This window comes from Streptomyces sp. ICC4 (assembly GCF_003287915.1).
Classification (GTDB): Bacteria; Actinomycetota; Actinomycetes; order Streptomycetales; family Streptomycetaceae; genus Streptomyces; species Streptomyces tritrimontium.
In genome coordinates, this window is sequence record NZ_CP030286.1 from 7,482,155 (window position 1) to 7,492,765 (window position 10,611).

7 protein-coding genes and 2 pseudogenes are annotated in these 10,611 nt (G+C 72.6%); 5 read left to right on the plus strand and 4 right to left on the minus strand.

Annotated features, from left to right (window positions below; all coding sequences use genetic code 11):
- Positions 1–5: 5 nt before the first annotated feature.
- Positions 6–896 (minus strand): DUF4184 family protein, encoded by an 891-nt coding sequence (locus DRB89_RS35180; protein ID WP_112449754.1) that lies wholly within the window; start codon positions 894–896, stop codon positions 6–8.
- Between the two features lie 185 nt (positions 897–1,081).
- Here DRB89_RS35180 and DRB89_RS43930 point away from each other — a divergent pair.
- Positions 1,082–1,948 (plus strand): annotated as a pseudogene (locus DRB89_RS43930) (lytic transglycosylase domain-containing protein); the annotation flags it as partial.
- A 448-nt stretch (positions 1,949–2,396) separates the two neighbouring features.
- A pseudogene (locus DRB89_RS35190) lies at positions 2,397–5,324 on the plus strand (carbohydrate binding domain-containing protein); the annotation flags it as partial.
- Positions 5,325–5,331: 7 nt separating this feature from the next.
- On the opposite strand, the gene DRB89_RS35195 reads toward DRB89_RS35190, so the two are convergent.
- Positions 5,332–6,144, minus strand: a complete 813-nt coding sequence (locus DRB89_RS35195) for a Cof-type HAD-IIB family hydrolase (protein WP_112452810.1) — start codon at positions 6,142–6,144, stop codon at positions 5,332–5,334.
- A 171-nt stretch (positions 6,145–6,315) separates the two neighbouring features.
- On the opposite strand from DRB89_RS35195, the gene DRB89_RS35200 reads away from it, so the two are divergent.
- A complete protein-coding gene (locus tag DRB89_RS35200; protein WP_112452770.1) occupies positions 6,316–6,942 on the plus strand; it encodes an alpha-ketoglutarate-dependent dioxygenase AlkB in 627 nt (208 codons plus the stop codon).
- 21 nt (positions 6,943–6,963) lie between these two features.
- Here DRB89_RS35200 and DRB89_RS35205 read toward each other — a convergent pair whose 3' ends face one another.
- Positions 6,964–7,260 carry a YkvA family protein gene (locus tag DRB89_RS35205; RefSeq protein ID WP_112452771.1) on the minus strand — a complete coding sequence of 99 codons (297 nt, stop codon included), beginning with the start codon at positions 7,258–7,260 and terminating at the stop codon, positions 6,964–6,966.
- Positions 7,260–7,724 (minus strand): MarR family transcriptional regulator, encoded by a 465-nt coding sequence (locus DRB89_RS35210; RefSeq protein WP_112452772.1) that lies wholly within the window; start codon positions 7,722–7,724, stop codon positions 7,260–7,262. Before DRB89_RS35210 ends, DRB89_RS35205 begins: the two co-directional genes overlap by 1 nt.
- Before the next feature lie 151 nt (positions 7,725–7,875).
- Here DRB89_RS35210 and DRB89_RS35215 point away from each other — a divergent pair, with 151 nt between their 5' ends.
- Both DRB89_RS35215 and DRB89_RS35220 read left to right on the plus strand, forming a co-directional pair.
- Positions 7,876–8,412, plus strand: a complete 537-nt coding sequence (locus DRB89_RS35215; RefSeq protein WP_112454354.1) for a DoxX family protein — start codon at positions 7,876–7,878, stop codon at positions 8,410–8,412.
- Between the two features lie 290 nt (positions 8,413–8,702).
- Positions 8,703–10,544 (plus strand): glycoside hydrolase family 15 protein, encoded by a 1,842-nt coding sequence (locus DRB89_RS35220; protein ID WP_112463578.1) that lies wholly within the window; start codon positions 8,703–8,705, stop codon positions 10,542–10,544.
- Positions 10,545–10,611 lie beyond the last annotated feature (67 nt).

Below are 10,611 nucleotides of genomic sequence, written 5' to 3' on the forward strand. Positions count from 1 at the left end.
CCCGCCTAAGCGGGGACGGGCGTTCGCGTCTCCTCGTCCTTGTCCTCGGCCGTGTTCCCGGCCGTGTTCCCGGCCTCGTCCGGGAGGCCGGGGCCCCGCCGGTGGCGCAGGCGCACGAGGACCCCGTACAGCAGCAGGGCCACGGCGAGGCCGCCGCCCGCGCCGAAGCAGACGGTCGGGATGATGTCGAGCGGCGTGCGGATCCGGTCGAAGAAGGTGAAGAAGCGCAGCACGCGCATCGTGACCCCGACCGCCACGCACACCAGGACCAGGGCGAGCGCCCCCCACACCTCGGCCCGGCCGAGGACCGGGACGGACGCGGGGGCCGGCGAGTCCGGCAGCCGGCGCAGCGCGGTCGCCGTGAACCACAGCAGCGCGCACGCCGCGAGCGCCGAAGTTCCGTACTGCAGGTACGAGTAGAGCGGCAGGCCGAAGGCGAGCGGTTCGCCCAGCTCCGGGAGCGTGCGCGTCCCGAAGCGGTCGATGTGCGTGAAACTGTCCCACACCACGTGCGTGAGGGATCCGGCGACCGCCGAGAGGTAGAACCACAGGGCCAGCGCGGGCAGTCGGCGCCCGCGCCACTCCTCGCCCCGGACGAAGGCGTGCACCCGGCCCCGCCGGCCGCGCGGCAGGAGCGCGATCAGGGGTTCGCGCAGCAGCAGCCAGCACGCCGCGAGGACGGCCGTCAGCACCGCGTCGGCCGTCACGACGCCTGCCAGGGAGTGCGTGAAGGTGCCGTACGGCCTGAGCCCCGAGACGATCGTGTCCGCGAAGTAGAAGGTGTCCGGGGCGAACGACCCGAGGACCAGGGCGGAGGCGACGAGGGGGCCGCGCGCACGCCCGGTCCTGCGGAGGCCCGGAAGCACGGCGGCCGCGTGGCTGAGAGTGAACGGCATGACACCTCGACTCGACTGGACTGTTTGATCAGTTCGTCCAGTATGAGTGACCTGCGCGAGGCGTGGGGATGTCGTGAATTCCCACCCGCGATGCGTGCCCCGCGCAGCGAGTTGACGTAGGGTCACGCGGACGTCGAGGGGGAGGGGGCCGGCTCATGGCGGCTCGGTTTCGGATGACGGCGCGGATACCGGGCCGGTTCGGGCGGGTGCTGCGCAAGGGCGGGGCCGCCGTGCTGGTCTCCGCCCTGGCGGCCGCCGCGTTGACCGCCTCGCAGGGGCCGGCCGCCGGCCACCGTACGGCGGTGGCCGCGGCGGACGAGGGCGCCGCACCGGATCCCGCCGCGGACGGATCCGCCGGGGACACCTCCTACTTCACCGCCCTCCCGCCGCTCGTGAGCCCCGAGCCGCCGGCCGTGCTGCTCTCCGAGGACGGATCGGCGCCGCCGCCCGCGCAGGGCGCGGCGGCGGACGCGCGGTCCAACGCCAACGAACCCGTGGCCATGGGCGGGGCGGAGGGGGCGCAGGGGATACCGGCGAGCGTGCTCGCCGCGTACCGGCGCGCGGAGCAGGCGGTCGGCGAACGCGACCCCGGATGCGGCCTGCGCTGGCAGCTCCTCGCGGCGATCGGCAAGGTCGAGTCCGGACAGGCGCGCGGGGGGCGGGTCGACGCCGCCGGTACGACGCTGCGGCCGATCCTGGGTCCCGTGCTCGACGGCAACGGCTTCGCGAACATCTCGGACACGGACGGCGGCGCGTACGACGGGGACGCCCGCCACGACCGGGCGGTCGGGCCGATGCAGTTCATCCCGTCCACGTGGGCCGCGTGGGGCCAGGACGGCAACGGCGACGGAAAGCGCGACCCCAACAACGTGTACGACGCCGCGCTCGCCGCGGGCCGCTACCTGTGCGCCGGCACGCGGGACCTGCGGGTGGACGCGGACCTGGACCGGGCGGTGCTGTCGTACAACCAGTCCTCGGCGTACCTGCGGACGGTCCGGTCGTGGTTCACGTACTACCTGAAGGGGACGCACGAGGTCCCGGACGGAGCCGGCGAAGCCGCGGGCCCGGCGGCGGAGCCCGAGCCGACGGACCAGGCGAACACCTCGGGCGAAGCCGGAACCGACGGGGGGCCGGGGGCGGAGGCCGACCCTGAGGCGGAGGCGGCCCTTGAGGCCGAGGCCGACCCTGAGGCGGAGGCCGACCCTGAGGCGGAGGCCGACCCTGAGGCGGAGGCGGCCGGCGGGGACGCGGGCTCGGAGGCGTCCGCCGAGGCCGCCGGGGCCACGCCTCAGCTCAGCGAAGCGGCGGCCGAACTGGCCGCGCAGAAGATCGAGCGGGAGCGCATCGCCCGCCGCAAGGCCGAGCGCGAGACCCCCGTGGAGGCCGGCGCCAAGCTCAGCGGCACGGCCGCCGCACTGCTGGCCGCCGTACGGGCCGTGGAGGGCGGCGGCAAGCCCCCCGCCGCGTTCGACGCACCGGCACCGCGCAGGTCCGTCCCGCGCCACTCCCGCCGCCGCCCCCGCCGCTCAGGCGGCGGCAGCCGACGGCACCGCGACGGTCTTCTACTACACCAAGACCCGCAACTGGACCGCCTACAACCTGCATTGGGCGCCGGACGGCGGAAGCTGGACGGCCGTGCCCGGCACCGGCATGGAAGCCGCCTGCACCGACTGGGTGAAGCGGACCGTGAGCCTCGGCTCGGCCGCCGGCCTCCAGGCGACCTTCAACAACGGCCAGGGCACGTGGGACAACAACGGGGGCAAGAACTACGCCCTGGGCACCGGCCTGATCACCGTCAAGGACGGCGTCGTGGCCCACAGCGACCCCTGCACCACGGACCCCGACCCCGACCCGGGCACCGGCACCGGCACCGGCGCGAGCGCCACCGTCTACTACTCGACCACCACGGTCGGCTGGCCGACCGTCAACCTGCACTGGGCGCCGACCGGCGGATCCTGGACCACCGCCCCCGGCGCCGGCATGGACCCGGCCTGCACGGGCTGGGTGAAGAAGACGGTCGCGCTCGGCTCGGCCGCCGGCCTCGCCGCGACCTTCAACAACGGCAACGGCACCTGGGACAACAACAACGGCAGGAACTACGCCCTCGGCACGGGCCTGTCCACCGTGAAGGACACCAAGGTCACCGCGAACGCCGCCGATCCCTGCGCCTCGGTGGTCCCCGACACCACCGCGCCCACCGCGCCCACCAGGGTCCTGGCCTCCGCCGCCGACGTGTCCGTGGTCGTGACCTGGGAAGCCGCCACCGACGACCGGGGCGTGACCGGCTACCAGGTCACCCGTACCGGCGGCACCAAGGGCACCGCCGTCACCCACACCACCTCCACCGTCCTCACCGAATCCGGCCTGGAGGAGCGGACCGCCTACACGTACGCGGTCAGGGCCGTGGACGCCGCCGGGAACCTCTCGCCCGCCTCCGCCGGGGCGGCCGCCACCACGGGCACCCGGCCCCCGGCCCCGGCCGGGTCGGCGCCGCTGGGAGGCGACCCCCGCAAGGACCCGATCTACTTCGTGCTCACCGCCCGCTTCAACGACGGCGACGCCGCCAACAACCGCGGCGGCAGCCAGCACGTGAAGTCCGGGAACGCGGCCAACGGCGACCCCATGTTCCGGGGGGACTTCAAGGGGCTCGTCGAGAAGCTGGACTACGTCAAGGCCCTCGGCTTCTCCGCGATCTGGATCACCCCGGTCGTCCTCAACCGCTCCGACTACGACTACCACGGCTATCACGGCTACGACTTCTACAAGGTCGACCCCCGCCTGGAATCGGCCGGAGCCTCCTACCAGGACCTCATCAACGCCGCCCACGCCAAGGGCGTCAAGATCTACCAGGACGTGGTCTACAACCACAGCTCCCGCTGGGGTGCCAAGGGCCTGTTCACCCCGACCGTCTACGGCGTGCGCGACGCGCAGTGGTCCTGGTTCTACGACGAGAAGCAGACCGGCTTCGAGTACGACGGCCTCACCGTCGACCCCAAGAGCGGCAAGTCGTACTACAACGGCGACCTGTGGTCGACCGCCGAGCCCGTCGGCAACACCTGTGTCAACTGGGGCGCGGCCACCCAGTACAAGAGCGCCGCGGGCTACACCATCTACAACTGCCAGTGGCCGAACCCCACTTCGGGCATGTTCCCCAAGGCCCTCTTCCACCCGTGCTGGATCGGCAACTGGGAGGGTGAGGACGCCCGTTCCTGCTGGATCCACGAGGACCTCGCGGACTTCAACACCGAGAACCCGGCGGTGCAGAACTACCTGATCGGGGCCTACGACAAGTACATCGACATGGGCGTGGACGGCTTCCGCGTCGACACGGCCGTGCACATCCCCCGCGTCACCTGGAACCGGCGCTTCCTGCCCGCCATCCAGAGCCGGGTGGCCCAGCAGTTCGGCGCCCAGAAGGCGAAGGACTTCTTCGTCTTCGGCGAGGTCGGCTCCTTCGTGAACGACAAGTGGAACCGCGGCTCGGCCAACCAGTCGGCCCAGTACTACACCTGGAAGGAGTCCGCGGCGTACAGCGCGGACGACGCCACCGCCGCCGTCCAGCAGTACAGCACCGACAACGACCCGGCCAAACAGCCCACCAGCAACAATGCCTTCCTCAGCGGGAACCTCTACCACGCACCCGACCACGCCATGTCCTCCGGCATGAACGTCATCGACATGCGCATGCACATGAACTTCGGGGACGCGAACAACGCCTTCCAGAACGGCAAGGACTCCGACGACAGCTACAACGACGCGACCTACAACGTGGTCTACGTCGACAGCCACGACTTCGGCCCCGGCAAATCGTCCACCCGCTACGCCGGCGGCACCGACGCCTGGGCCGAGAACATGGCCCTGATGTGGACCTTCCGCGGCATCCCGACCCTGTACTACGGCTCCGAGACCGAGTTCCAGTCCGGCCGGCAGATCGACTGCGGCCCGACGTGCCCGCTCGCCACCACCGGCCGGGCCTACTACGGGGACAAGATCGCGGGCTCGGTCACGGCCTCCGGATTCTCCAAGGTCGCCTCCGCCACCGGAGCCGTCGCGGCCACCCTGGAATCGCCGCTCGTCAAACACCTCCAGCGGCTGAACGAGATCCGCCGCGCCGTCCCGGCGCTCCAGAGCGGCCAGTACTCCACCGAGGGAGTCTCGGGGGGCATGGCCTTCAAGCGCCGCTACACGGACGCGTCCACCGGTACGGACAGCTTCGCCGTCGTCACCGTCACCGGCGGCGCCTCGTACACCGGCATCCCCAACGGCACGTACAAGGACACGGTCACCGGCGACGTGCGGACCGTCACCGACGGCAGCCTGTCCGTCGCCGCTCCCGGCAAGGGCAACCTGCGCGTCTACGTGCTGGACCTCCCGGGTGCGGGCGCCGCACCCGGCAAGGTGGGCGCCGCCGGCCCCTACCTGAAGTAGCCGCCGGTCATCGCGGCAGCCACTGCTCCAGGACTGCCGCGATGCCGTCCTCGTCGTTGCTCGAGGTGACCTCGTCCGCGACCGCCTTGAGCTCGGCGTGGGCGTTGTCCATCGCCACCGCGTGGCCCGCCCAGCCGAACATCGGGATGTCGTTGGGCATGTCGCCGAAGGCTATGGTCCGCTCCGCCGTGGCTCCGAGGGCCTGCGCCGCCCTCGCCAGACCGGTGGCCTTGGACAGTCCGCGCGGCAGGATCTCGATGCACTCCCTGCCCGCCAGTACGACCGTGACCAGGTCCCCGGCCGCCTCCTGGACGGCGGCCGTCAGCTCGTCGTCCCCGAGGGTCGGGTGCTGTACGAAGACCCGGCTGATCGGGTCCGCCCAGAGCTCGTCGGGGTCCCCGACCCGCTTCGACATCGGCTCGGTGGCCTCGTACATGCGGTAGCCGGGCCCCACGAGCACCTGCGCGTCCAGCCGGTCCGGGGTCACCGCCAGCGCCAGGGGCCCGACGAGGGCCTCGGCGCGGGCCAGCGCGAGGGCGGCCGTGTCCCGGTCCAGGGAGACCGAGGTGAGCAGCGTGTGCTCGCCGACGTCGTAGAGCTGGCCGCCGTTTCCGCACACCGCGAGCCCGGTGTAGCCGATCTCGTCCAGCACGGGCCGCGCCCACTGGGCGGCCCGGCCGGTGACGACGACGTGTCGGGCGCCCGCCGCGACCGCCGAGCCGATGGCGGCCATGGTGCGGTCCGAGACCGAGTGGTCGGAGCGGGCGAGGGTGCCGTCGAGGTCGGTGGCGATGAGGTCGTAGGGCAGGCAGGCGGTCACGGAACTCCGATCGGGGGCCTTCGAGGTACCTCCAACCTCGCAGACGCCGGGGCCGCGGCCACGGGCCCAAAGTCCCGGGAGGGGGGATCTTTGGACCTTCACCCCGAATCCCGAACCCCGACCCCGAACCGGCATCGAGCGTGTGTTCGAATAGCGCGCTAAGCTGGACCCATGCACGCACTCCAGGGCTCCCTCTTCGACCAGGGCGACGAGATCCGGCTCGGCCCGACGGCGGGCCTGCGGCGTACGGAACTGGGCGCCGGGGCCTGGGTGGACCACCGGCCGGGCTGGCTGTCGGGCGCCGACGCGCTGTTCGAACGGCTCGCGGCCGACGTGCCGTGGCACGCCGAGCGGCGGCAGATGTACGAGCGGGCGGTGGACGTGCCGCGCCTGCTCGCCTTCTACGCCGAGGGCGACCCGCTGCCGCACCCCGCACTCACCGAGGCCCGCGGGGCGCTGACCCGCCACTACGCGTCCGAGCTCGGCGAACCCTTCGCCACGGCCGGCCTCTGCCTGTACCGGGACGGCCGCGACAGCGTCGCCTGGCACGGCGACCGCACCGGCCGCTCGGCGACCGAGGACACGATGGTCGCGATCGTGTCGGTCGGCGACCCGCGCGACCTGGCCTTCCGCCCCCGCGGCGGCGGCCCCACCCTGCTCCGCCTCCCGCTGGGCCACGGCGACCTGGTGGTGATGGGCGGCTCCTGTCAGCGCACGATGGAACACGCGGTCCCCAAAACCACCCGCGCGGTGGGCCCCCGCGTCAGCGTCCAGTTCCGCACGCGGGGCGTGCGCTGAGGAGTGGCCCGGGGTCCGGGGCTACGCCGTGTCGAGTTCCTTCGGGGGGCGGGCCGAGGAGGCCGCCGCGTGGAGGGAGCGGAGGGCCAGGAGGAGGATGCCGATGTCGTCCAGGTAGACAGGGTCCGGGATCAGGTCCACCGGGGAGACCGTGTAGGCCACGGCCGCCCAGAACAGGGCCTTGTCGCGCAGCGGGATCCCCGCGTCGCGCAGCAGGCGCCGGGCCGCGAAGACCCGTACGAGGAGCACGGCCGCGGTGACCGCCAGCCCGGCCGCGACGACCCCCGCGACGATGAGCCAGACCGTCGTCGAGTCCATCAGGCGCCCTGTGTCCGCAGTCGGCGGCTGACCTCGCCGAGGCCGTCCGCGAGGGCGTCGAGCTGTTCGGGCGTGAGTACGTCCACGAGTACCTCCCTCACCGTGCTCACGTGCCCCGGCGCGGCCTCCGCCAATCGTGCGCGGCCGGCTTCGGTCAGGACGGCGTAGACCCCGCGGACGTCGGAGGGGCAGGTGCGGCGGCGGACCAGGCCGGCCTTCTCCATCTGGGTGACCTGGTAGGTCAGGCCGCTCTTGGAGTTGATCAGCCCGTTCGCGAGCTCCGTCATGCGCAGCTCGCCCTCCGGCGCCCTGCCGAGCCGTACGAGGATCTCGTACTGGGGGTGGGAGAGCCCGGAGTCGTCCTTGAGCTGCTGGTCGAGGCGGCGGTTGACCAGGGCGGAGGCGGCCAGGAAGCCCTCCCAGGCGCGCATCTCGCGGTCGTCCAGCCATCTCGTTTCAGCCATGGAATCAGCGTACACGGATCGTTCCAATTTGAATCAGAGAGTGATCGGCGGTTAGGGTCGGAAGGAGTTGTTTGAATTTGAACAACCGACCAGACCAGCCGTTCGACCGGAAGGCCCCCTCGTGACCAGCCCCTCCGTCACCACCACCGCCGTGCCCGCAGCACCCGCCACCACCGCGTCCGCCGCTCCGCTCGCCCTCTCCACCCCCGCCCACGACGTCGGCCTGCTCCTCCTGCGCCTGGTCCTCGGCCTGACCGTGGCCGCCCACGGCGCCCAGAAGCTCTTCGGCTGGTTCGGCGGCGGCGGGATCAGCGGCACGGGCCGGTTCTTCACCGCCAGCGGCTACCCGGCGGGCGACGCCATGGCCGTCCTCGCCGGCCTGACCGAGACCCTCGGCGGCCTCGGTCTCGCCGCCGGGCTGCTCACCCCGCTCGCCGGCGCCGCCGTCGTCGGCACCATGATCAACGCGATCGCCGTCCACGGGGCGGGCTCCTTCTTCGCCCCGGAGGGAGTGGAGTACGAGATCCTCCTCACCGCCGGCGCCGCCACCCTCGCGCTCACCGGCCCCGGCCGGTACGCCGCCGACCGCTTCCTGCCCGTCCTGCGCGGCCACCGCCTCGCCCACGGGGCCCTCGCCGTCGCCCTCGGCGCCGTCATCGCGGGCGCGCTGCTCCTCGTACGCAACTAGTGCTGTGACCGGGAAGGTCCACCGGGTCGCGGCGCCCGGCACGGCACCTCGCCGCGTTGTCGGACCACACCGGTACGTCCAGTACGAGGCGTGGCCCTCCGCCCGGGGGCCCCTCCCGGCGGTAGCTGGGGGAGATGCACCGCACCGAACACCGCGACCCGGCAAACCTTCCCGGCCACAGCACTAGGCCGTCTCCTTCGGCCAGGCAAGATCAGAAAGGGACGGACTGGCTCCCGTCGTCGACCCGAACGGACCGATTGGGATGGGGCATTCGGGGGAATGGGCCATAAATGACACAAGCCATCGAGGACTACGCAATCATCGGCGACCTGATGACCAGTGCCCTGGTCGGCCGTGACGGGTCCATCGACTGGCTGTGCCTGCCGCGCTTCGACTCGGCTGCCTGCTTCGCCGCCCTCCTCGGCGACCAGGAGAACGGCCACTGGCGCATCGCCCCGGCCGCCGCCCCCGACTCCGCGCGCTGCACCCGCCGCGCCTACGTCGACGGCACGCTCGTCCTGGAATCCTTCTGGGAGACCGAGGACGGCGCCTCCTTCAAGGTCGTCGACTTCATGCCGCAGCGCGACACCGCCCCCGACGTGATGCGGATCGTGGAAGGCCTCACCGGCGAGTCGACCGTCGGCAGCACCCTGCGCCTGCGCTTCGACTACGGGCACGTCATCCCCTGGGTCCGCCGCTTCGACGCCGCCCGCGACGGCGGCAGCCTCTGGGACGGCGACGGCGACCGCGTCGCCGTCGCCGGGCCCGACGCCGCGTGGCTGCGCAGCGACCCGCCCGTGCAGACCTGGGGCGAGGACAACAGCACCCGCTCCGAGTTCACGGTCGGGCCCGGCGAGCGCGTCGCCTTCGTCCTGACCTGGCACCCCTCGCACGAACCGCGCCCCGCGCCCCTGGACCCGTACGCCGCCCTGGAGCAGAGCCTCGCCGACTGGCGGGAGTGGTCTTCCCAGTGCCGCTACGACGGCCCCTACCGGGAGGCCGTGACCCGCTCCCTGATCACCCTCAAGGCCCTGACCTACGCCCCGACCGGCGGGATCGCCGCCGCCGCGACGACCTCCCTGCCCGAAGAGCTCGGCGGCGTCCGCAACTGGGACTACCGCTACTGCTGGCTCCGCGACTCCACCCTCACCCTCGGCTCCCTGCTGGCCACCGGCTTCCTCGACGAGGCCCGGGCCTGGCGGGCCTGGCTGCTGCGGGCCGTCGCGGGAGACCCGGCCGACCTGCAGATCATGTACGGGATCGGGGGCGAGCGGCGCATCCCGGAGTGCGAGCTGCCGTGGCTGAAGGGGTACGCCTCCTCCGCGCCGGTCCGCGTCGGCAACGCGGCCGTCGACCAGCTCCAACTCGACGTCTACGGGGAGGTCCTCGACTCCCTGTACGTGGCCCGCTCCGCCGGACTGCCAGCCGAGTGGCACGCCTGGAAGATCCAACTGGCGCTCCTCGACTTCCTGGGGCGCAACTGGCACCGGCCCGACGAGGGCCTGTGGGAAGTGCGCGGCCCGCGCCGCCACTTCACGCACTCCAAGGTGATGGCGTGGGTCGCCGCCGACCGGGCGGTGCGCACCCTGGAGGCCAATCCCGGGCTGCACGGCGATGTGGAGCGCTGGCGGGCCATGCGGGACGAGGTGCACCGCGACGTGTGCGAGAAGGGCTACGACCCCGAGCGGGGCACCTTCACCCAGTACTACGGCTCCACCGAACTGGACGCGGCCACCCTCCTCATCCCGCGCGTCGGCTTCCTGCCGCCCGAGGACCCCAGGGTGATCGGCACGGTCGACGCGGTGCGCGCGGAGCTCGGCCGCAGCGGCCTGGTCCGCCGCTACAGCACCGAGGGGCTGTCGGTGGACGGGCTGCCCGGTGACGAAGGGGCCTTCCTCGCCTGCTCGTTCTGGCTGGCGGACGCCCTGTACCTGACCGGTCGGGAGAAGGAGGCGCGGGAGCTCTTCGAGCGGCTGCTGGCGGTACGCAACGACGTCGGGCTGCTCGCCGAGGAGTACGACCCGATCGCGGGCCGCCAACTCGGCAACTTCCCGCAGGCGTTCAGCCATGTCGGACTGGTCAACACCGCGCTCACGCTGGGCGGCGGAGGCCTGGCGGAGGTCGAGGGGTGAGGGCGGCGGGCCGGAGGGCCGGCGGGGGAGGCGGTCGCCGCGGCGCCCCTGTCCCTTATACACCTCT

Bases quoted from the DNA above. Each gene is read 5' to 3' on its own strand.
- DRB89_RS35180 (WP_112449754.1), bottom strand. From the start codon at position 896: ATGCCGTTCACTCTCAGCCACGCGGCCGCCGTGCTTCCGGGCCTCCGC.
- DRB89_RS35200 (WP_112452770.1), top strand. From the start codon at position 6,316: ATGCACGCACTCCAGGGCTCCCTCTTCGACCAGGGCGACGAGATCCGG.
- DRB89_RS35205 (WP_112452771.1), bottom strand. From the start codon at position 7,260: ATGGACTCGACGACGGTCTGGCTCATCGTCGCGGGGGTCGTCGCGGCC.
- DRB89_RS35210 (WP_112452772.1), bottom strand. From the start codon at position 7,724: ATGGCTGAAACGAGATGGCTGGACGACCGCGAGATGCGCGCCTGGGAG.
- DRB89_RS35220 (WP_112463578.1), top strand. From the start codon at position 8,703: ATGACACAAGCCATCGAGGACTACGCAATCATCGGCGACCTGATGACC.